Genomic DNA, 20,141 nt, shown 5'->3' with positions numbered 1-20,141 from the left:
GTGCCACAGCACGACCCATCCGGTGATGAGCCGGACGTGACCGCCGACCGGTGGCCGGCGAAGACACCACAACCGACGCAGACATCACCACCGGCGGAAACACCAACGCCAACAGAAACACCAACGGCGGCGGAAACGCCACCACCGGCGGAAACGCCAACGCCGGCGGAGACGCCAACGCCGGCGGAAACACCAACGGCGGCGGAGACGCCACCGCCGGTGCCGGTTCCCGCCCCGGGGATCGACCCGGATGAGCCGCCTGCGGTCCCGTCCGGAAAGTTCGGTACGCCGGGGCGGCCACTGCGCCGCAGCAGTTTCCTGGTCGGCTTCACCGGCGCGTTGGGCGTGCTGCTGGCGTACACCCTCTATCTGGGGATTCGCAATGCCGGCGGCATCCTCGTGCTGGTGGTGATCGCGCTCTTCCTCGCGGTCGGTCTCAACCCGGCGGTGGTCCGGCTGGGCCGCTGGGGTGTGCCGCACGGCCTGGCGGTGGCCGCGGTGACGTTGACTGTGGTGTTGCTGCTCTGCGGCGGCGTGGTGGCGCTGGTCCCGCCGATCGTCACCCAGTCAGGGCAGTTCATCGACCAGATCCCGAGCCTGCTCGACGAGCTTCGCCGCAACCCGACGGTCAATGACCTGGTGGAGCGGTACGACGTGGTGGAGCGGGTGCAGAGCGCGGCCAACGCGCAGACGGTCGGGCGGGCGCTCGGTGGGGTGCTGGGTGGCGCCCAACTGATCTTCGGCACGGTGTTCCGGACGCTGACCGTGCTGGTGCTGACGATCTACTTCCTGGCCTACTTCGACCGGCTGCGCTCGCTGGGCTACTCGTTGGTGCCCCGGTCCCGGCGGGAGCGGGTGCAGCTGATCGGCGACGAGATCCTGGCCAAGGTCGGCTCGTACATGGTCGGCGCGCTGAGCATCGCGGTGCTGGCCGGCGCGACCACCTTCGTCTTCGCGCTGATCGTCGACCTGCCGTACCCGTTCGCGCTGGCCGTGGTCGTCGCGGTGACCGATCTGATCCCGCAGATCGGCGCCACCCTGGGCGCGGTGATCGTGAGCCTGGTCGGTTTCGCCGCCGACCTGCCCACCGGCATCGCCTGCGCGGTCTTCTTCCTCATCTACCAGCAGGTGGAGAACTACCTCATCTACCCGAAGGTGATGCGGCGCTCGGTGGAGGTCAACGAGGTGGCCGCCCTGCTGGCCGCGCTGCTCGGGGTGGCGCTGCTGGGCGTGGTGGGCGCGCTGATCGCGATCCCCACGGTGGCCGCGCTGCAACTGATCCTGCGCGAGGTGGTGCTGCCCCGCCAGGAACGCCGCTGACCGCCAGCCGACCGGCCCGGTGGCCAGCCTGACCGGTGGCCGGGGCCGGTGGCCGAGGCCGGTGGCCGAGGCCGGTGGCCGAGGCCGGTGGCCGAGGCCGGTGGCCGAGGCCGGTGGCCGAGGCCGGTGGCCGAGGCCGGTGGCCGAGGCCGGTGGCCGAGGCCGGAACGAGCGGGTCAGTCCGCCTTGGTGGCTGCCGGGCCGGGAACGGGGGTGTCGGCGAAGGCGGCGACCGTCCGGTCGGCGTACGCGCTGACGTCGCCGGCCTCCATCGGGCCGTCCCAGGTCGTCGGCAGCGGCACCTCGACGGCCGGGTTGACCCGTCGGACGATCTCGTCGAGGACCGTCTCCGCGTCGCCCACCCAGAGGTGCTTGGCACCGGGCACGCCGACCACCTCGACCTGCGGCACGGCGGCGAACCGCTCCCGCGCCTCGGTGGGGCGCAGGTAGTCGTCGAACTCCGGCACCAGCGCCACCAGTGGCCGGCCCGAGTTGGCCCAGGTGCCCAGGTCTTCCGGGGCGGAGAAGCGCAGCGGCGGGGAGAGCAGGATCGCCCCGGCGATCGCCGGGTCGCAGCCGTACTTCAGCGCCAGGTCGGTGCCGAACGACCAGCCGACGAGCCAGATGTTGGGCAGCTCGGCGAACTCCGCGTACTCGATGGCGGCGGCCACGTCGTACCGCTCGCCCACCGCGCCGTCGAAGGCTCCCTCGCTGGTGCCGCGCACGCTGCTGGTGCCCCGGGTGTTGAACCGCAGCACCGCCAGGTCGGCGAGCGCGGGCAGCCGCCAGGCCGCCTTGCGGAACACGTGGCTGTCCATCATTCCGCCGTGGGTGGGCAGCGGGTGCAGACAGACCAGGGTGGCCACCGGCGGCCGGTCGGCCGGCAGGGCCAGCTCACCGACCAGCCGCAGACCGTCGGCGGTGTGCAGCTCGATGTCCTCCCGGCGGCCGGGCAGGATTGACGACGCGCGGATCGCTGTGCTCACCGCCCAAGTCTGTCGCGAAGTCGCCGCCGCCGCCCGTTCAGGCACGAACAGGGTGACTCAGGTCGCTAAAGCCGGGGCGCGCGCCCCGGAAAGGTCGCTAAGCCGGGGCGCGCGCCCCGGAAAGGTCGCTCGGTCAGTAGCGCGGGGTGCCCCGGCCGCGCTGCACCGCTGGGCCGCGCCGGTCCCGGGCCCGCCAGCAGCCGCTGTGCCAGTGCCGCCGGTCGGTCAGGTCGCCCAGGCCGTCCGCCGGCCAGGCCACCAGGTGCGCCACTCCGGGCCGGATCTCCTGGTTACAACCCGGGCAGCGGTACGTCTTGACCGACGCGCCCGCGCCGATGCCGCGCACCTGCCACGCGCCGTCGGTCCATTGCTGCACCGAGGCGACGCCCTGCCGGACCCGGTCGGCGTCCAGGTTGGCGTTCTCGTCCCGGCGAGGGCGATTGCGACGGGGGCTCACAGTCACCAAGCGTACGTCCGGCTGGTGCGACCGCCCGGGGCGGTCACCAGGTCGAGGGCCGGTCCAGGTGCTCGGCGATCTGCACCCCACCCAGCACCGTTGCCGCGTCCTCCTCGGTGAAACCCCTGTGTGGCAGGCCCCAGCCCGCGGTGACGTGGGCCTTCGGTATGTCGAGTAGCTCCATCTTCTCGCCCTGCGGGTGGACGTAGGCCGCCCGCCCGCCCGCCGTCGCGTTGGGTTCCGGACGGTCACCGACGCTGCTGAGCGGGTACTGGAGCCGCACCTCCATCGAGCGAGCCCCCCGCCCGTCGACGATCAGCGAGACGTCCAACGCGGCCGGGAAGTTGGTCACGGTGACCTCGCATCCGGCATTCCACGCCCCGGCGGGCATCGCGGTGAGCCGCATCGGGGCGGTGCACCGGTGCGCCTCATCGAGTCGGAGGGCGCTCCTGGCCGCCTGCAGCGCCGCGTCGGTGGGCGCCTCCGTACGCAGGCGGGCGAAGAGGCCGGGCAGCGGCTGCCACCGCAGCACCCAGACCGGATCACTGCCGTCCACGTCCAGGTCGAACCGAACCAACTGACCGTCGTAGGGCGGCACCGTCACTGCCGGGACGTACCTGTCGCCCTCCAGGTAAAGCTCCTCGGCCACGCCGTCGCTGCGAGCGAGGGAGAAACTGACCGGCGCGGCGCCACCGAGATCAAGCTGGGCGCTCTCCAGGCCGTCGGCCGATCGCCAGCTCAGGTAACGGGCGCGGGCCGGGTCGACGCCGAAGTGCAGCAGACCAGGGTCCTTTCCGACCAGATCAGGTCGGGCGAGTGCGCCCGGTACCCCCGGCGCCGTCGCCGGCGTGGCCGCCTGGGTTGCCGGTTTCGCCCCCGTCCAGGGCACGTCCACGGGCAGCCCACCGCCCGCCACCCCGAGGCCGAGGACCGTCGCCACGCCGAGCGCCGTCCCGCCCACAGCGACCCGCCGGCGGGCCCGCCGGGCCCGGCCCCGGGCAACCGCCCCGCTGGTCAGTTGGCCGATGTCGACCTGACCCTCGGCGCGCTCCCGCAGGGTCAAGATGATCCGCTCGTCGAGGTCTGTCACGGTCGGCTCCCGTTGGTGGCCGGGGCACCGCAGCGCTCCCGGAGGTTGGCGAGCGCCCGCATCGCGTGGGTGCGGACGGTGACCGGCGAGCAGTTCAGGATCTGGGCGATCGTCGCGTCGTCGAGGTCCTCGTAGTAGCGCAGCACCAGGACCGCCCGCTGACGGTCGGGCAGGCCGAGGATCAGCCGCCACATCTCGTCCCGGTCGGCCGCTTCGCCGCCCAGGTCGCTCCGGTGTGCCCGCTCGGCGAAGGTGTCGACGACCAGTTCGCGGCTGGACCGGCGACGCCACCAGGAAATGTTGGCGTTGACGAGCATCCGGCGCACGTACACGTCGGGCCGGTCGGCGCGGGCGATCCTGCGCCACTGCACGTACGCCCGGGACAGCACGTCCTGGGTGAGGTCCTCGGCCCGGTGCTCGTCACCGGTCAGCAGCCGGGCGAGTCGGACGAGCGCCGGCCCGCGACTGCTGACGTACTCCTCGAAGGTCACACTCTGCAGACGCGGTCAGCGCCCACGGGCGTTGACAACCGTTAGCGGTGCGAGTGGTCGCGGAAGCCGCGGCGGGTCTTGCGGCCCAGGTAGCCGGCGGTGACCAGGTGCTCCAGCAGTGGCGCGGGCGCGAAGCCCGGCTCGCGCAGCTCCAGGTACAGCTCGCGTTGGATGGCCAGGGAGACGTCCAGCCCGACCACGTCGAGCAGCTCGAACGGGCCCATCGGGTAGCCGCAGCCCAGCTTCATGGCGTGGTCGATGTCGTCGGCCGTGGAGTAGCTGGCCTCCAGCATCTTCACCGCGTCGTTCAGGTACGGGAAGAGCAGCGCGTTGACGATGAACCCGGACCGGTCGCCGCAGACCACACCGGTCTTGCCGAGGGCGGCGCAGACGGCGCGGGCGGTGGCGGTGGCCTCCGGGGAGGTGCGGATGGTGCGGACGACCTCGACCAACGGCATGACCGGCGCCGGGTTGAAGAAGTGAAGCCCGACCACGTCGGCCGGTCGCTGGGTGGCCATCGCCACGTCGATCACCGGCAGCGACGAGGTGGTGGTGGCCAGAACGACGCCCGGCTTGCAGATCTCGTCGAGGCTGGCGAAGAGGGCCTTCTTGACGCTCAACTCCTCGACCACCGCCTCGACCACCAGGTCGACGTCGGCGAGGTGGTCGAGCGTGGCGGACCAGCTGATCCGGCCGAGGGCGGCGTCCCGGTCGGCCTCGGCGAGCTTGCCGCGCACCACGCCCTTGTTCAGCGAGGTCTTCACCGCCTCGCAGACCTTCGCGGACTTCTCCGCGCCGCGGGTCACCGAGACGACCTCGTAGCCGGCCTTTGCGAACACCTCGATGATCCCGGTGGCCATCGTCCCGGAACCCACGACGCCCACCTTCGCGATGGCCCGCGCGCCGTCGGCGACCGCGCCGTCCGTGGCCAGCGGCGTCGCCTCGTCCGGTACGACCTTCGGGGAGCCGGGTCGCTCGTAGGTGTAGAAGCCCCGTCCGGACTTCCGGCCGAGCAGCCCCGCCGTCACCATCTGCTTGAGCAGCGGCACCGGGGCGTGCCGGCGGTCCCGTCCGCCGCGCCGGTACATGGTGTCCAGGATCTCGTACGCGGTGTCCAGGCCGATCAGGTCCATCAGCGCCAGCGGGCCCATCGGCAGGCCGCAGCCGAGCTTCATCGCGGCGTCGATGTCCTCCCGGGTCGCGTAGTGCGACTCGAACATGCCGACGGCGTGGTTGAGGTAGCCGAAGAGCAGCGCGTTGGCGATGAAGCCGGCCCGGTCGTTGATGGTGACGTCGACCTTGCCGAGCCGCGCGCAGAGCGCCTCCACGTCGGCGACCACCTCGGGTGCGGTGACGACCGTGCGGACCACCTCGACCAGCTTCATCACCGGGGCCGGGTTGAAGAAGTGGATGCCGATCACCTGGTTGGGTCGGCTGGTGGCCACCGAGATCTCGGTGACGCTCAGCGACGAGGTGTTGGTGGCGAGGATCGTCTCGGGTCGGCAGACCCGGTCCAACTCCGCGAAGATCCGCTGCTTGAGGTCGAGGTGCTCGGGCACCGCCTCGATGACCAGGTCGACGGAGTGCAGCGCGTCCAGCCCGACCGCGAAGTGCACCCGCTCGTGCAGGGCGTCGCGGTCCGCCTCGGCGAGTTTGCCCTTGGCGACCGCCCGGTCGGTGGAGCCCTTCAGGGTGGCCCGGCCGCGCTCCAGCGCTGGCGCGGAGATCTCCACGGCCACCACGTCGATGCCGTTGCGGGCGAAGACCTCGACGATGCCGGCACCCATGGTGCCCAGCCCCACCACGCCAACGGTGCTGAACTCGCGCGCCACGACCGGCCTCCCCAGAGACTCCGCACGACCACTGAACGGCCGCTAAGGTTATGCGCGCGAGTCTGCCACGCGACGGTGAGTTGTCGAGACGCCGTGGCATATTTCACCCACCACGCAGCGGCGCCGCCAGGTGGCCGACAGCTGGACCGCCGTTCAGGCGGTCGACCCGCTGGCCAGGGCCAACAACTCGGCGACGAACTCCGCCGGGCGCTCCAGGTGCGGGCTGTGCCCGCAGCCGGGCAGCACCACCTCGTGGTACGCGCCGCCGGCCGCCGCGTACCGGTCGAGCACCGCCCGGGTCTGACCGACCATCGGCTGCGGTGGGCAGGCGTCCGCACCGGGCCAGCCGGGTACGAGATCCAGTGAGCCCAGGTACGCCAGGTCGAACAGCGAGGTGTCCGAGACGATGACGTCGGCGTCCCCGCGTACCCAGGTGACCGGCGGTTTCTCGGCGACGGCCACCAGCTCGTCGGCGAGCCGGAACCAGGTCGGCGCGAGCGCGTTGAGCACCCCGCGCTCCCCCGGCGCAGTGCCCGGCCAGTTCGGCGACGGCACCGCCGTGCCCGGGTAGTTGTCGTCACCGGTCGCGGTGGACAGCACCGTGCCCAGCAGCAGGTCCTCGTCCTCGCCGAGCGCGGCGGGATCGGCCACATAGGTGGCTCGCAGCACGGCGCGTGGGCTGGCCGGGGCGTCCGCGCTGCGGTCGCCGGCCGCGAGTCGGGCGACGAAGTCCGGGTTCGCCGTGCCGGCGCCGGTGCCGGCGAAGTCGGGGCTGGTCGGCGTGCCGGTCAGGTCACGGGTGCCACCGAAGCCGTACGGGGAGACCGGCGCGGCGAGCAGCAACGCCCCCACCCGGTGCGGATGGTCGACCAGCAGGCGCATCGCGACCCCGCCGCCGAGGGAGTGCCCGACCACCACCGGGCGCGCGTCGGCGTCGAAGAGCGTCGGGTCGTCCAGCAGGGCGGCCACGTCGTCGGCGAAGTCGCGCAGGCCCCGGGTGGCGTCCACCGGGGCGGTGGCGGAGTCGCCGTACCCGCGCAGGTCGGGGGCGACCACCCGCAGCGTCGCTGGCAGCCGGCGGACCAGCGGCTCCCAGAACAGCGCGGACGAGCAGTTGCCGTGGATCAGCAGCACCGGCGTGCCGTCCGGCGGGCCGGCCACCCGTACCGCCTGGGTGATGCCGTTTGCCGTCACGGTCCGCTGCTCGGTTTCCATCCGCGGCATGCTGCCACCCGGGTTCCCGCCGGTCCAGGTGTCGGACCGCCACCCAACGAAGCTGCCCGGTGTGGCTGACCGCCAGGCGGTCAGCGGCGCCTCCCCGGCGGCGCGGCAAGCGGCAGCGGCAGCGTCGGTCGGACGTCGCGCCGAGACGGGCCGAAGCTGAGCCCCACCGGGTCGGTGAGCGCCACCCCGGGGTCGAACAGGCGCAGTTCGGTACGACCCAGCCGGATCACGTCACCGTCGGAGAGTCGTTCCACCTCGGTGATCCGCCGGTCGTTGAGCCAGGTGCCGTTGGTCGAGCCCAGGTCCCGCAGGGACGGGCCCTCCGGCGCCAGCCACACCTCGGCGTGGCGACGGCTCAGGTGCGGGTCGTTGATGACCACCTGGCCGGTCGGCGCTCGGCCGATCACCTGCACTTCGGCTCGCATGCGAAAACTCGCGCCGCGCATCGGTCCACCCGCGACCGTCAACAGCGGCATCAGTTCCGGATGTTCCTCCATGGACAGTCAGCCCTCCACCCCACACCGTCACTCCGCGCGTCAGCTTGCCATCAGACGGTAGTCATCAATACCGACCAGCCGGTCAACCTCTCGTCACCTCCCGGCCACCTGCCGTTCGACGATTCGGGCGGGCGGCACTCATCACCAACGCCCTGACCTGCACTGATCAACGATCGTTCGGGGTGGTGCGACGCCGGTCCCCGCGCCCCGAATCGGCGACCCTACCGGTGAGTAATCCTCGGGTCTAGACTTCCGCCATGACGGCAGTGCATATCCCGGGCGTTCCGGTCATCGAGGCGGGCCAGTTGGTCTCCACCAGCCCGGCGACCGGCGTTGAGGCCGGTCGCGTGCCGGTCGCCACCGACGCCGACGTACGGCAGGCCGTCGCCCGCGCCCGCGCCGCCAGCGAGTGGTGGGCCGGCCTGGGCTTCACCGGCCGCCGCGAGCGGATGCTGCGGTGGCGTGCCCTGCTCGCCAAGCGCATCGAGCAGTTGGCCGAGTTGGTGCACGTCGAGGGCGGGAAGCCGGTCGCCGACGCCATCGTCGAGATCGTCACGGCGATCGAGCACATCGACTGGGCTGCCCGCAACGCCGGCCGCGTGCTCGGTGCACGCCGGGTACGATCCCGGCTCATCCTCGCCGAGTTCTCCGGGCACCTCGAATACCAGCCGTACGGGGTGGTCGGCGTGATCGGGCCGTGGAACTATCCGGTCTTCACGCCCATCGGCTCCGCCGCGTACGCCCTCGCCGCCGGCAACGGCGTGGTGCTCAAGCCGAGTGAATACACGCCGGCCGTCGGCCAGTGGCTGGTGGACAGCTTCGCCGAGGTGGTGCCCGAGCAACCGGTGTTCACCGCCGTGCACGGGCTGGGCGACGTGGGCGCGGCGCTGTGCCGCTCCGGGGTCGACAAGCTGGCCTTCACCGGCTCCACCGCCACCGCCCGCAAGGTGATGGCCGCGTGCGCCGAGACGCTGACCCCGGTGCTCATCGAGGGCGGCGGCAAGGACGCCATGATCGTCGACAGCGACGCCGACCTGGACGCGGCCGCCGAGGCGTGCGTCTGGGGCGGCATGACCAACGCGGGGCAGACCTGCATCGGCATCGAGCGGGTGTACGCGGTCGACGCCGTCTTCGACGCCTTCGTCGACAAGGTCGTGGCCCGCGCCGGTCAGCTCACGGTCGGGCCCGAGGGCACCGACATCGGCCCGATCACCATGCCCCAGCAGATCGACGTGATCCGCCGGCACATCGACGCCGCGATCACCTCCGGCGGGCGGGCCGTGCTCGGCGGCCCGAGCGCAGTGCAGCCGCCGTACGTTCACCCCACCGTGCTGGTGGACGTCCCGGAGGAGTCGGCAGCCGTCCGCGAGGAAACCTTCGGCCCGACGCTGACCATCAGCCGGGTCCGCGACGCCGACGAGGCCGTCACCCGCGCCAACGCCCTGTCGTACGGCCTCGGGGGTTCGGTCTTCGGCCGGCGGCGCGCGGTGGCCATCGCCCGACGGCTGCGTTCCGGGATGGCCTCGATCAATTCCACGCTGACCTTCGCCGGCATGTCCACCCTGCCGTTCGGCGGGGTCGGCGACTCCGGCTTCGGGCGGATCCACGGCGAGGACGGCCTGCGCGAGTTCGGTCGGGCCAAGGCGATCACCCGACGTCGCGCCCGGTCGCTGCTGCCGTCGATGACCTTCGAACGCACCCCCACCGACGTGGCCCGACTCGTCAAGGCCATCAAGGTCATGTACGGGAGGTAGCTGTCGGATAACCGATCTTCAACAAAGATCGGCGCATCCACATGTTTGTCTACCGTGGTCGCGGCGGTACATTGCGTTAAATGGGCCCCAATCGATTGCGCTACCGCCTTGTCGACAGTGACCGGTCGTGGAGCGCCCGACGGCGTCAGCACCGCTCGGACTGGTTGGCGCGCACGTTCCCCGACATCGGCGACATGCACGTGGTCGATCTCGGTGGCCGGCTCGGCACCTGGCACCGCGCCACCGTCCGACCGGCCCGGGTGACGGTCGTCAACCTGGAGCAGCCGCCCGCCGTCGTCCCGGAATGGGCCCACGTCGAGCAGGCCGACGCCTGCGACCTGCCCCCGCACCTCGCCAAGGGCAACTACGACCTGGTCTTCTCGAACTCCGTGCTGGAGCATGTGGGCGGGCACGAGCGCCGGATCCGGTTTTCCGCCGCCGCCCGTTCACTGGCCGACCGGCACTGGGTGCAGACGCCCTACCGCTACTTCCCCATCGAGCCACACTGGATCGCACCGGGCATGCAGTTCCTGCCGGTACGACTGCGCACCGCGTTCGCCCGCCGCTGGCCGTTGGGGCACAAGCCGACCCGCAGCCACGACGCCGCCATCCACCAGGTGCTCTGGACCGAGCTGTTGGACCGCTCGCAGATGCGCCACTACTTCCCCGACTCGACCATCCTGGTGGAGCGGGTGTTCGGCCTGCCGAAGTCGCTGATCGCGGTGCGTCCCGGGAGCTGAGCAGCCGGTCAGAAGAGGGTCAGCTCGTCCTTCACGATGCCGCGCAGCTTGTCGTAGTCCACGACCACACACCGGATGCCCCGGTCGGTGGCGAGCACCCGGGCCTGCGGCTTGATCTCCTGCGCGGCGAAGACGCCGACGACCGGGCTGAGCAGCGGGTCACGGTTCATCAACTCGAGATAGCGGGTCAACTGCTCCACACCGTCGATGTCGCCACGCCGCTTGACCTCGACGGCGACCGAGCCGGAGTTGGCATCCCGGCACAGCAGGTCGACCGGGCCGATCGCCGTCATGTACTCGCGGCGGACCAGCGTGAACCCCTCACCGAGGGCACTCGGGTTGGCGGCCAGCAACTCCTGCAGGTGCGCCTCCACCCCGTCCTTGCGCAGACCCGGATCCACACCCAACTCGTACGAGGTGTCCTGGAAGATCTCCTCCAGGGTGATCCGCAGTTCCTCGCCAGCCTTGTTGACGACCCGCCACACCCCGGGGGCCTCCTCCAGCCGACACGGCGGGCTCATCCAGTTCAACGGCTTGTACGCCCGGTCGTCGGCGTGGATGGACACCGACCCGTCCGCCTTCACCATCAGCAACCGAGTGGCCAGCGGCAGGTGAGCCGAGAGCCGTCCGACGTAATCCACCGAGCACTTCGCAATGACCAACCGCACCCGACGAGGGTAGCCGAGCACCCACCGGTCGCCGGCGAGCGGCACTGGCGCGTCGATGCGATGCTGAGATCGTGTTCGAAGTCCTCACCGGCACCGGTCTCGCCGCCTCGGCGGGGCTGAACGCCTACATACCCCTGCTCATCCTCGGCCTCCTCGGCCGTTACACCGACCTGATCGACCTGCCGAGCGGCTGGGCCTGGCTCGGCAACGGCTGGGTCATCGCCATCATGGTCGCGCTGCTCGCCGTGGAGATGGTGGCGGACAAGGTGCCGGTGGTCGACCACATCAACGACGTGGTGCAGACCGTGGTCCGGCCCACCGCCGGTGGCCTGGCCTTCGGCGCCGGCTCCTCGTCGGAGACGGTGACGGTCAGCGACCCGGGGAGCTTCTTCTCGTCCCACCAGTGGGTGCCGGTCGTCACCGGCGTCCTGCTGGCGTTGGGCATACACCTGCTCAAGTCCGCGGCCCGCCCGGTGATCAACGCGACCACCGCCGGGTTCGGTGCCCCGGTCGCCAGCACCGCCGAGGACGCCACCAGCGTGGTGGTCTCCCTGGTGGCGATCATCCTGCCGGTGTTGGTGCTCGTCTTCCTGGTCGGCCTGGTCTTCTTCACCTTCTGGTTCGTCCGCCGTCGTTCCGACCGGCGCCGCGAACGAGAGGCCGCCCGCGCCGCCGGCTTCCGCGTCTGAGGCGTGATCGGCTCGGGTTCCCCGGGCGCGAGTCGATCAGCGCCGTGCGTCCGCCCGCAGGTCGCCGTATCGAGGTTCCGCCGGCCGACAAAAGCCTAGGATCGGGGCAAGAGCCTAGAGGAGGTCGGCATGACCGCAGCGTTGGAGATGCCCCGAGTCCAGGAATGTGTGGTCGCCGCGTGCGCGTACAACCAGTCGGGTGACTGCCACGCCTTCGCGATCACCATCGGCAGCATGGATCACGCACACTGCCACACCTTCGTCGAGTCGCCGGTCCGGGGCGGCGTGGAGAGCCTGATCGCGCAGGTGGGCGCCTGCCAACGCTCCGACTGCCGGCACAACGAGCAGCTGGAGTGCCACGCGACGTCCATCCGGGTCGGCCCGGACAACGACATGGCCGACTGCATGACCTACGCCGGCCGCTGACCCACGCCGAGGCGACCGCCTGCTGGGGTGACGCCTGATCAGGGCAGGTCGTTGGCGCGACGGATGACCGTCACCAGGTCGTCGATGATGCCGGTGAGGGCGAAGTCCTTCGGGGTGAAGACCCGGGCGACCCCGGCCGCCCGGAGGATGTCCGCGTCACCGGCCGGGATGATGCCGCCCACCACCACCGGCAGGTCCGCCCGGCCGGCGGCGCGCAGCCCGTCGAGCACCGCGGGCACGGCGGCCAGGTGCGAGCCGGAGAGCACGGAGAGCCCGACCAGGTCGACGTCCTCCTCCACGGCCGCTGCCACGATCTGCCCCGCGGTCAACCGGATGCCCTGGTAGACGACCTCGAAGCCGGCGTCGCGGGCGCGTACCGCGATCTGCTCCGCGCCGTTGGAGTGCCCGTCCAGCCCGGGTTTGCCGACCAGCAGCCGCAGTCGGCCGCTGCCCAGCTCCCCCGCGGTGGCGGTGACCCGCTCGCGGACCGCCGCGAGGCCCGGCTCGGCGCCGCCGCCGGTCGCGCCGGCCAGGCCGGTCGGTGCCCGGTACTCGCCGAAGACCTGGCGCAGCGCGCCGGCCCACTCGCCGGTGGTCACCCCGGCCCGCACGCACTCCAGGGTCGCCGGCATCAGGTTGGTGGTGGTCGCGGCGTCCGCGCGGAGCCGGGCCAGCGCCGCGTCGACCACGGTCGCGTCCCGGTCGGCCCGCCACCGGCGTACGCCGTCCGCGGCGGCCGCCTCGACCGCGGGATCGACCTGCTCCACGGCTCCCGCACCGGCTGCGGTCAGCGGGGAATTTTCGGTCTCGGTGTACCGGTTGACCCCGACCACCACGTCGGCACCGGACTCCATCCGCCGACGGCGTTCGGCCAGTGACACGACCAGAGCGCTCTTGAGGTAGCCGGTCTCCACGGCGGCGACGACGCCACCCAGCTCCAGCACCTTGTCCAGCTCGACCCGCGCCCCGGTGACGACCTCGTCGACGAGCGCGGTCATCACGTGCGAGCCGGCGAAGAGGTCGGGATATTCGAGCAGATCCGACTCGTACGCCAGGACCTGCTGCATCCGCAGCGACCACTGCTGGTCCCACGGGCGGGGCAGGCCGAGCGCCTCGTTCCAGGCGGGCAGTTGCACGGCGCGGGCCCGGGCGTCGCGGGACATCGTCACGCCGAGCATCTCCAGCACGATGCGCTGGATGTTGTTCTCCGGCTGCGCCTCGGTAAGGCCGAGCGAGTTGACCTGCACGCCGTAGCGGAACCGTCGTTGTCTGGCGTCGGTGACCCCGTACCGGTCCCGGGTGACCTCGTCCCAGAGCACGCCGAACGCGCGCATCTTGGCGATCTCCTCGACGAAGCGCACCCCGGCATTGACGAAGAACGAGATGCGCTGGACCACGTCGCCCATCCGCTCGGCGGGCACCTGGCCGGAGTCGCGGACCGCGTCGAGCACGGCGACGGCGGTGGCCAGCGCGAAGCCGACCTCCTGCACGGGCGTGGCGCCGGCCTCCTGCAGGTGGTACGAGCAGATGTTGACCGGGTTCCACTTCGGCATCGTCTTCAGCGTGTGTGCGATGACGTCCGCGGTCAGCCGCAGCGAGGCCGCCGGTGGGAAGATGTACGTCCCCCGGGACAGGTACTCCTTGATGATGTCGTTCTGGGTGGTGCCGGAGAGCATGTCGGCGGTCGACCCCTGCTCCATCGCCACGGTCCCGTAGAGGGAGAGCAGCCACATCGCCGGGGCGTTGATGGTCATCGAGGTGTTCATCTCGGCGAGCGGGATGCCGTCGAAGAGCGCCCGCATGTCGCCGAGGTGGGCCACCGGCACGCCGACCCGGCCGACCTCGCCGGCGGCGAGTTCGTGGTCCGGGTCGTACCCGGTCTGGGTGGGCAGGTCGAAGGCCACCGAGAGCCCGGTCTGCCCCTTCGCCAGGTTGCGGCGGAAGAGGGCGTTGGTCGCCGCGGCCGACGAGTGGCCGGCGTAGGTGCGCATCACCCACGGGCGGTCCCGCTCGGGCAGCCGCCCCGGGAATGCCATCTCATCCATGGCCGGAGTCTAAGTTACCGTTCAGTAAAAGGGGTTGTGGAAAACCACACAGGTCCATGTCGGGAACGTCCGGGTGCAAAGCGGGTGCAATGGCGCGGAGCGCCATACCCGGGTCACCAGACAGCCCTGGTCAGGCGCACACTGGACGCCATGGATGATGAGTTGGCGATCTCCGTCCGAGGGCTGCGCAAGGCGTACGGCGACAACGTGGCGGTGGCCGGCGTGGATCTCGACGTGCACCGTGGCGAGGTGTTCGCGTTGCTCGGCCCGAACGGCGCCGGCAAGACCACCACGGTGGAGATCCTGGAGGGTTACCGGCACCGGGATGCCGGCGAGGTCTCCGTACTCGGCGTCGACCCCGCCAAATCGGACGCCAACTGGCGGTCCCGGGTCGGCATCGTGCTGCAGGGCACCGGGGAGTTCGACGAGCTGACGGTGGCCGAGGTGGTCCGGCACTTCTCCGGCTTCTACCCCGACGCCGACGACCCGGAGAAGGTAATCGAGCGGGTCGGGCTGGCCGGCAAGGCGAAGGCCCGTACACACACCCTCTCCGGCGGGCAGAAGCGCCGCCTGGACGTGGCGCTGGGCATCGTCGGCCGACCGGAGCTGATCTTCCTCGACGAGCCGACCACCGGCTTCGACCCCGAGGCACGCCGCGAGTTCTGGGAGCTGATCCGCGACCTAGCCGCCGCCGGCACCACCATCGTGCTCACCACCCACTACCTGGACGAGGCCGAGGCCCTCGCCGACCGGGTCGGCGTGATCGCCGGCGGTCGGCTGGTCGAGGTCGCCGCACCCAACCGGCTGGGCAATCGGCAGGAGGCCCTCGCGACGGTCTCCTGGCGTACCCCGGAAGGGACGTTGGAGAGCGCGCAGAGCGCGACGCCGACGGCCTTCGTGGCCGACCTCGCCGCGCGCTACGACGGCGAGGTCCCCGGGCTCACCGTGACCCGGCCAACCCTGGAGGACGTCTACCTCACCATGATCGGACACGCGCGATGACGACCACGACGAAGCCGGCGACGCCGGTCGCCGCGACCCGCAGCCGTCGGCCTCGGGCCGGCGCGCTCGCCCTGCGCCAGGGCCGGCTGGAGATCACCCAGTTCCTGCGCAGCAGGGAGTCGGTGGTCTTCACGATGGGCTTCCCCATCATCATGATCCTGATCTTCGCGTCGATCTTCCATGGGACGATCGGCGGCGGGGTGAAGTTCACCCAGTACTTCATCACCGGCATGATCGCGACCGGCCTGATGACGGTGAGCTTCCAGAACCTGGGCATCTGGATCCCGGTCGAACGGGACCGGGGTGTGCTCAAGCGCTACCGGGGCACGCCGATGCCGAAGTGGGTGTGGTTCGCCGGCAAGGTGATCATGGTGGTGGCTATCGGCATCGCCGAGACCGCACTGCTGCTGGCCGTCGCGGTGGCGCTGTTCGACCTCGACCTGCCCGGCACCGCCGCGAAGTGGTTCACCTTCGGCTGGGTAGCCGTGCTCGGGGTGACCGCGTGCACCCTGTCCGGCATCGCGATCTCGTCGGTGGCCAGCAGCGCCCGCAGCGGCTCGGCGGTGGTCACCCCGGTCTCCCTGGTGCTCCAGTTCATCTCCGGCGTGTTCTTCGTCTTCACCGACCTGCCCACCTGGATGCAGCAGGTGGCGGCGCTGTTCCCGCTCAAGTGGATGTGCCAGGGGCTGCGGTCGGTGTTCCTGCCGGAGAGCTTCGGCGCCCAGGAGCCAGGCGGCTCGTTCGAGCTGGGCCGGGTGGCGATGGTGCTGGCCCTGTGGTGCGTGATCGGTGTTGTGGTCTGCCTGACCACCTTCCGCTGGACCACCAAGCGCGACGGCTGACCGCTTCCGGGCCCCCGATCCGCCCCGGGGCTGCCAGACTTTGCCGATGGCCACTCGACCGACCCGGCGCGGGCTCCTGCTCGCGGGGGCAGGGGCAACGGCGTTGGCGGTCGGGGTCGGCTGGACGGCCCGCGACCTGATCCGCCCGTCGCCGGCACGGCCCGATCCCCCGGACGCGCCGATCGGCGACGAGCGACTGGTCAGCCGCCCGTCCGCCGCACGTGGCCGCTCGGTCGACTTCTACACCGCCGTCCCGGACGGGCACGGCGACGGTCAGGGGTTGCCGGTCTGCCTGGTACTGCACGGCGCGTCCACCACGGCACGAGACTTTCCCGGCCTCGGCCTGGGGCGCTTCCTGACCGACGCGGTGCGTCGGGGCGCGCCGCCGTTCGTGCTCGCCGGAGCGACAGGCGACCGCCTCTCCTGGCGCCCCGCCGGCCGGGACGACCCGCAGCGGATGGTGCGTGAGGAGTTGCCGGCCTGGTGCGCTGAGCGGGGCTTCGACGCCACCCGGCTGGCGGCCTGGGGCTGGTCCATGGGGGGCTTCGGCTCGCTGCTGCTCGCCGCCACCTGGCCGGGGCTGCTCCGAGCGGTGGCGGCCTTCTCCCCCGCCGTCGCGCCCGGCGATGCCGTCTTCGCCGGCGTCGACCGGCTGCGCGGCACTCCGCTGGGCCTCTGGTGCGGTCGCCAGGACGACTTCCTCGCCGACGTGCAGGCGCTGGAGCGAGCCCTTCCCGAGCCGGCCGCCCGAGCCGAGTACGCCGACGGCCGGCACGACTTCCGGTACTGGGGCTCGGTCATACCCGACGCCCTCGACTTCGTCGCGGGGGCGCTGACCGCGCCGCCCGGCCCGAACTGAGCCGACCGCGGGGCCCCGCCTGCGGGCCCCGCGGCTGCCGGTCTCAGTAGGTGTAGAAGCCCTTGCCGGTCTTGCGGCCCAGGTCACCGGCGGTGACCATCCGCTGCAGCAGCTCCGGCGGGAAGAACTTCTCGTCGGCCGTGTCGGTGTAGATGTTCTTCGAGGCGTGCAGCAGCACGTCCACGCCGGTCAGGTCGGTGGTGGCCAGCGGGCCCATCGCGTGCCCGAAGCCCAGGCGGCAGGCGGTGTCCAGGTCCTCCGCCGACACCACCCCGGACTCGACCAGCTTGACCGCCTCCATCACCAGGGCGGAGATCAGCCGGGTGGTGACGAAACCGGCGATGTCCCGGTTGACCACAACGACCGTCTTGCCGATCTCCTCGGCGAAGGCCCGCGCGGTGTCCAGCGTGGCGTCGCTGGTCTTGTAACCGCGAACCAGCTCGCAGAGCTGCATCATCGGCACCGGGGAGAAAAAGTGGGTGCCGACGACCGCCTCGGGCCGCTCGGTCACCGCGGCGATCTGGGTGACCGGGATGGCCGAGGTGTTGGTGGCGAGCACCGCGTCCGACCTGCAGATCTTGTCCAGGGCGCGGAACACCTCGTGCTTGATCTCCAGCCGTTCGAAGACGGCCTCGACCACGATGTCCGCGTCCGCCGCCGCCTCCAGGTCGGTGGTCGGGGTGATCCGAGCCAGCGTCGCCTCGACCTCGGACGCCTCGATCTTGCCCTTCTCGGCGAACTTCTCCAGCGACTTCCGAATGCCGCCCAGACCCCGGGTGGTGGCCGCGTCGTCCAGGTCGCGCAGCGTCACCTGCCAGCCCGCCTGCGCCGCCACCTGGGCGATGCCGGAACCCATCAACCCGGCCCCGACGACCGCGAGTCGACCCGCCATCTGTTTCTCCCTCGCTGCGATTGAGTGCCTGCCTGCACCCTAGTCGGCGAGCCTGAACGATGGCTAAGTGGCGGTCGGGCCGGGTCCCCGGTCCGACCTCAGATCTCCAGTGCCGGCTCCTCCGGCGTGGTGCCCCGCTCGACCGCCACCCCGAGAGCACGCAGGTCGGCCACGAAATCCGGGTAGCCCCGGTCGACGTGGTGCACGTGGGAGACCTCGGTGACCCCCTCCGCGCAGAGCCCGGCGATGATCAGCCCCGCTCCGGCCCGGATGTCGGTGGCCCGCACGGGGGCACCGGAGAGCCGGTCGCGTCCCCGGACCACCGCGTGATGCCCATCGGTCTTGATGTCCGCGCCGAGCCGCATCATCTCGTTGGCGAACATGAACCGACCGTCGAAGATGTTCTCGGTGATCAGGGAGGCGCCGTCGCTCACGGCCGCCAACCCGATCGCCATCGGCAGCAGGTCGGTGGCGAAGCCGGGGTACGGCAGCGTCACCACGTCCACCGCCCGGGGCCGCTCGTCCATCCGTACCCGGAAGCCGTCCCCCCGCGTCTCCACCAGCCCGCCCGCGGCAACCACCTTGTCCAGGGCAACCTCCAGGAAGGCCGGGTCCAGCCCGGTCACCGTCACGTCGCCCCGGGTCATCGCCGCACCGAACGCCCAGGTGCCGGCGACGATCCGGTCCCCCACCGTGGCGTGGCGCACCGGACGCAGACCGGGCACACCGGTGATCCGCAACGTGGACGTGCCCGCGCCGACGATGCGCGCGCCCATCTGGTTGAGCATCGTGCAGATGTCGACGATCTCCGGCTCCCGGGCCGCGTTGTCGATCATCGTGGTGCCCTGGGCCAGCACCGCCGCCATCACCAGGTTCTCGGTCGCGCCGACGCTGGGAAAATCCAGCACGATGTCCGCGCCACGCAGCCCGTGCGGGGCGGAGGCGATGACGAACCCGTGCTCACCGGAGATCTCCGCGCCCATCCGGGTCAGCCCGGAGATGTGCATGTCCAACCCCCGCGACCCGATCGCGTCGCCGCCGGGGTGGGCCACCCGCACGTACCCCCGACGCGCCAGCAGTGGGCCGAGCACGCAGATCGACGCGCGCAACCGTCGAACCAGGTCGTAGTCGGCCTCCGCGCCCGGTTGCTCGGGTACGTCGATCGTCACCGACCGGGACCGGGCCACGCCGCCACGAGCGACCATCGGGTCGACCGGGTCGTCCGCGTCGAACTGGACGTCGCAGCCCAGCCGGCGCAGCACCTCCCCCATGATCGCGATGTCGGTGATCCGCGGAACGTTGGTGATCACGCTGCGGCCCGGTGCGAGCAGCGCGGCCGCCATCAGCTTCAACGCCGAGTTCTTGGCACCGACCACGTGCACGGTGCCGGCCAGTCGGGCGTCACCGCGGACCCGGATGACGTCGACATCGTTGACCGCCGGATCGCCGGCGTCGCCGGGGCCCACCACCAGCGGCCAGCCGGCGGTGCTGTCCGGCCGCGCCGGAATCGTCAGGTCGGGAATCCGTAGGCTGTGCGTCATGGCCGTCCACCTCACGCGCATCTACACCAAGGCCGGCGACGCCGGCATGACCAGGCTGAGCAACAACGAGCAGGTGCCGAAGACCGATCCACGGATCGCCGCGTACGCGGATGTCGACGAGTGCAACGCGGCGATCGGCGTCGCGCTCGCGCTGGGAAACCTCGACGAGGAGCTTCGCACCGTGCTGGCGTCGGTGCAGAACGACCTGTTCGACGTCGGCGCCGACCTGTCCACCCCGGTCGAGCCGGAGCCGGAGTATCCGCCGCTGCGGGTGACCGAGGAGTACGTCGAGCGTCTGGAGGGCTGGTGCGACGAGTACAACGCACGCCTGAGCAAGCTCGACTCCTTCATCCTCCCCGGCGGCACCGCAGGCGCGGCGCTGCTGCATGTGGCGCGGACCGTCGCCCGGCGTGCCGAACGGGCGGCGTGGGCGCTGGTTACCCACGATTCGGACCGAACCAGCACGCTCCCGGCAAAGTATCTCAACCGGCTCTCCGATCTGCTCTTTATCTTGTCAAGAACGGCAAATCCGGCAGGCGATGTGCTATGGGTGCCGGGCGGCAAGCGCTGAACGTCGGCGCTCCGCACCACGTCGAGATGAGGGTTCCCAATCTCAGGGCCGCCACGCGTCTTCACTGAGACCGCCTGGTCGAACCTCGGACCCAGACAGCGGAGCGGCGAAGAGGGCCACCCAGCACACCGGCCCGGACCACGCGCCCAAGCACCGCGGGGAATGTAGATCTTGGACAGTTTCCGTTCTGTCAGAACGGAAACTGTCCAAGATCT

21 protein-coding genes are annotated in these 20,141 nt (G+C 71.3%); 10 read left to right on the top strand and 11 right to left on the bottom strand.

Annotated features, from left to right (window positions below; genetic code table 11):
- The first annotated feature begins 50 nt into the window (after positions 1 to 50).
- Positions 51 to 254 carry a hypothetical protein gene (locus tag V6U86_RS11660; protein WP_334501884.1) on the top strand — a complete coding sequence of 68 codons (204 nt, stop codon included), beginning with the start codon at positions 51 to 53 and terminating at the stop codon, positions 252 to 254.
- Positions 220 to 1,320: an AI-2E family transporter gene (locus V6U86_RS11655; RefSeq protein WP_334501882.1), complete on the top strand. Its 1,101-nt coding sequence runs from the start codon at positions 220 to 222 to the stop codon at positions 1,318 to 1,320. Before V6U86_RS11660 ends, V6U86_RS11655 begins: the two co-directional genes overlap by 35 nt.
- Positions 1,321 to 1,496: 176 nt before the next feature.
- Here the strand turns inward: V6U86_RS11655 and V6U86_RS11650 are convergent, their stop codons facing one another.
- The 7 genes from V6U86_RS11650 to V6U86_RS11620 form a co-directional block, all read right to left on the bottom strand.
- Positions 1,497 to 2,306: an alpha/beta hydrolase gene (locus V6U86_RS11650; RefSeq protein ID WP_334501880.1), complete on the bottom strand. Its 810-nt coding sequence runs from the start codon at positions 2,304 to 2,306 to the stop codon at positions 1,497 to 1,499.
- A gap of 133 nt (positions 2,307 to 2,439) precedes the next feature.
- Entirely contained in the window at positions 2,440 to 2,763 is a 324-nt protein-coding gene (locus V6U86_RS11645; RefSeq protein ID WP_334501878.1) for a hypothetical protein, read from the bottom strand.
- Positions 2,764 to 2,806: 43 nt separating this feature from the next.
- Positions 2,807 to 3,853 carry a hypothetical protein gene (locus V6U86_RS11640; RefSeq protein ID WP_334501876.1) on the bottom strand — a complete coding sequence of 349 codons (1,047 nt, stop codon included), beginning with the start codon at positions 3,851 to 3,853 and terminating at the stop codon, positions 2,807 to 2,809.
- Positions 3,850 to 4,344, bottom strand: a complete 495-nt coding sequence (locus tag V6U86_RS11635; protein ID WP_334501874.1) for a SigE family RNA polymerase sigma factor — start codon at positions 4,342 to 4,344, stop codon at positions 3,850 to 3,852. Before V6U86_RS11635 ends, V6U86_RS11640 begins: the two co-directional genes overlap by 4 nt.
- A gap of 41 nt (positions 4,345 to 4,385) precedes the next feature.
- Positions 4,386 to 6,176, bottom strand: a complete 1,791-nt coding sequence (locus V6U86_RS11630) for a 3-hydroxyacyl-CoA dehydrogenase family protein (protein WP_334501872.1) — start codon at positions 6,174 to 6,176, stop codon at positions 4,386 to 4,388.
- Positions 6,177 to 6,329: 153 nt separating this feature from the next.
- Positions 6,330 to 7,400, bottom strand: coding sequence for an alpha/beta fold hydrolase (locus V6U86_RS11625; protein ID WP_442934925.1), 1,071 nt, complete (start codon positions 7,398 to 7,400; stop codon positions 6,330 to 6,332).
- 80 nt (positions 7,401 to 7,480) lie between these two features.
- Positions 7,481 to 7,846, bottom strand: coding sequence for an FHA domain-containing protein (locus tag V6U86_RS11620; protein ID WP_334502263.1), 366 nt, complete (start codon positions 7,844 to 7,846; stop codon positions 7,481 to 7,483).
- A gap of 308 nt (positions 7,847 to 8,154) precedes the next feature.
- Between V6U86_RS11620 and V6U86_RS11615 the strand changes: the two genes are divergently transcribed.
- Complete coding sequence (locus V6U86_RS11615) at positions 8,155 to 9,651, top strand: aldehyde dehydrogenase family protein (RefSeq protein ID WP_334501868.1); 1,497 nt, start codon at positions 8,155 to 8,157, stop codon at positions 9,649 to 9,651.
- An 80-nt stretch (positions 9,652 to 9,731) separates the two neighbouring features.
- On the top strand, positions 9,732 to 10,391 hold the full coding sequence (locus V6U86_RS11610; protein WP_334501865.1) for a class I SAM-dependent methyltransferase: 660 nt from the start codon (positions 9,732 to 9,734) through the stop codon (positions 10,389 to 10,391).
- Between the two features lie 8 nt (positions 10,392 to 10,399).
- Here V6U86_RS11610 and nucS read toward each other — a convergent pair whose 3' ends face one another.
- The gene (gene nucS / locus V6U86_RS11605; protein WP_030333204.1) at positions 10,400 to 11,059 is read right to left on the bottom strand and encodes an endonuclease NucS; all 660 of its coding nucleotides are present in this window, start codon (positions 11,057 to 11,059) and stop codon (positions 10,400 to 10,402) included.
- Positions 11,060 to 11,130: 71 nt separating this feature from the next.
- Between nucS and V6U86_RS11600 the strand changes: the two genes are divergently transcribed.
- Both V6U86_RS11600 and V6U86_RS11595 read left to right on the top strand, forming a co-directional pair.
- Positions 11,131 to 11,748, top strand: coding sequence for a DUF4126 domain-containing protein (locus tag V6U86_RS11600; RefSeq protein WP_334501863.1), 618 nt, complete (start codon positions 11,131 to 11,133; stop codon positions 11,746 to 11,748).
- 129 nt (positions 11,749 to 11,877) lie between these two features.
- Positions 11,878 to 12,174 carry a DUF1540 domain-containing protein gene (locus tag V6U86_RS11595; RefSeq protein WP_334501861.1) on the top strand — a complete coding sequence of 99 codons (297 nt, stop codon included), beginning with the start codon at positions 11,878 to 11,880 and terminating at the stop codon, positions 12,172 to 12,174.
- 38 nt (positions 12,175 to 12,212) lie between these two features.
- Here V6U86_RS11595 and V6U86_RS11590 read toward each other — a convergent pair whose 3' ends face one another.
- Positions 12,213 to 14,219, bottom strand: coding sequence for a protein meaA (locus V6U86_RS11590; protein ID WP_334501859.1), 2,007 nt, complete (start codon positions 14,217 to 14,219; stop codon positions 12,213 to 12,215).
- Positions 14,220 to 14,369: 150 nt separating this feature from the next.
- On the opposite strand from V6U86_RS11590, the gene V6U86_RS11585 reads away from it, so the two are divergent.
- Genes V6U86_RS11585 through V6U86_RS11575 form a run of 3 tightly spaced genes read left to right on the top strand, consistent with a single transcriptional unit; the run spans position 14,370 to position 16,922 of the window.
- Positions 14,370 to 15,221 carry an ABC transporter ATP-binding protein gene (locus tag V6U86_RS11585; RefSeq protein ID WP_334501857.1) on the top strand — a complete coding sequence of 284 codons (852 nt, stop codon included), beginning with the start codon at positions 14,370 to 14,372 and terminating at the stop codon, positions 15,219 to 15,221.
- Positions 15,218 to 16,063, top strand: a complete 846-nt coding sequence (locus V6U86_RS11580; protein WP_334501855.1) for an ABC transporter permease — start codon at positions 15,218 to 15,220, stop codon at positions 16,061 to 16,063. Before V6U86_RS11585 ends, V6U86_RS11580 begins: the two co-directional genes overlap by 4 nt.
- Positions 16,064 to 16,109: 46 nt before the next feature.
- Positions 16,110 to 16,922, top strand: coding sequence for an alpha/beta hydrolase (locus V6U86_RS11575; protein ID WP_334501853.1), 813 nt, complete (start codon positions 16,110 to 16,112; stop codon positions 16,920 to 16,922).
- 43 nt (positions 16,923 to 16,965) lie between these two features.
- On the opposite strand, the gene V6U86_RS11570 is transcribed toward V6U86_RS11575, so the two are convergent.
- Both V6U86_RS11570 and murA read right to left on the bottom strand, forming a co-directional pair.
- Positions 16,966 to 17,814: a 3-hydroxyacyl-CoA dehydrogenase family protein gene (locus V6U86_RS11570; protein WP_334501851.1), complete on the bottom strand. Its 849-nt coding sequence runs from the start codon at positions 17,812 to 17,814 to the stop codon at positions 16,966 to 16,968.
- A 98-nt stretch (positions 17,815 to 17,912) separates the two neighbouring features.
- Positions 17,913 to 19,355 carry a UDP-N-acetylglucosamine 1-carboxyvinyltransferase gene (gene murA, locus V6U86_RS11565; protein ID WP_334501849.1) on the bottom strand — a complete coding sequence of 481 codons (1,443 nt, stop codon included), beginning with the start codon at positions 19,353 to 19,355 and terminating at the stop codon, positions 17,913 to 17,915.
- Between murA and V6U86_RS11560 the strand changes: the two genes are divergently transcribed.
- Positions 19,354 to 19,926, top strand: a complete 573-nt coding sequence (locus V6U86_RS11560) for a cob(I)yrinic acid a,c-diamide adenosyltransferase (protein ID WP_334501847.1) — start codon at positions 19,354 to 19,356, stop codon at positions 19,924 to 19,926. The genes murA and V6U86_RS11560 overlap by 2 nt on opposite strands.
- Positions 19,927 to 20,141 lie beyond the last annotated feature (215 nt).

This window comes from Micromonospora sp. CPCC 205558, from assembly GCF_036902955.1.
GTDB lineage: Bacteria > Actinomycetota > Actinomycetes > Mycobacteriales > Micromonosporaceae > Micromonospora.
This window is presented reverse-complemented; position numbering and strand designations above follow the sequence as displayed.

What these genes read in the sequence shown, in the direction of transcription:
- V6U86_RS11625 (WP_442934925.1), bottom strand. Translation starts at nt 7,400, where the DNA reads ATGCCGCGGATGGAAACCGAGCAGCGGACCGTGACGGCAAACGGCATC.
- V6U86_RS11620 (WP_334502263.1), bottom strand. Translation starts at nt 7,846, where the DNA reads ATGCGCGGCGCGAGTTTTCGCATGCGAGCCGAAGTGCAGGTGATCGGC.
- V6U86_RS11615 (WP_334501868.1), top strand. Translation starts at nt 8,155, where the DNA reads ATGACGGCAGTGCATATCCCGGGCGTTCCGGTCATCGAGGCGGGCCAG.
- V6U86_RS11610 (WP_334501865.1), top strand. Translation starts at nt 9,732, where the DNA reads ATGGGCCCCAATCGATTGCGCTACCGCCTTGTCGACAGTGACCGGTCG.
- V6U86_RS11595 (WP_334501861.1), top strand. Translation starts at nt 11,878, where the DNA reads ATGACCGCAGCGTTGGAGATGCCCCGAGTCCAGGAATGTGTGGTCGCC.
- V6U86_RS11590 (WP_334501859.1), bottom strand. Translation starts at nt 14,219, where the DNA reads ATGGATGAGATGGCATTCCCGGGGCGGCTGCCCGAGCGGGACCGCCCG.
- V6U86_RS11585 (WP_334501857.1), top strand. Translation starts at nt 14,370, where the DNA reads ATGGATGATGAGTTGGCGATCTCCGTCCGAGGGCTGCGCAAGGCGTAC.
- V6U86_RS11580 (WP_334501855.1), top strand. Translation starts at nt 15,218, where the DNA reads ATGACGACCACGACGAAGCCGGCGACGCCGGTCGCCGCGACCCGCAGC.
- V6U86_RS11575 (WP_334501853.1), top strand. Translation starts at nt 16,110, where the DNA reads ATGGCCACTCGACCGACCCGGCGCGGGCTCCTGCTCGCGGGGGCAGGG.
- V6U86_RS11570 (WP_334501851.1), bottom strand. Translation starts at nt 17,814, where the DNA reads ATGGCGGGTCGACTCGCGGTCGTCGGGGCCGGGTTGATGGGTTCCGGC.
- V6U86_RS11560 (WP_334501847.1), top strand. Translation starts at nt 19,354, where the DNA reads ATGGCCGTCCACCTCACGCGCATCTACACCAAGGCCGGCGACGCCGGC.
- murA (WP_334501849.1), bottom strand. Translation starts at nt 19,355, where the DNA reads ATGACGCACAGCCTACGGATTCCCGACCTGACGATTCCGGCGCGGCCG.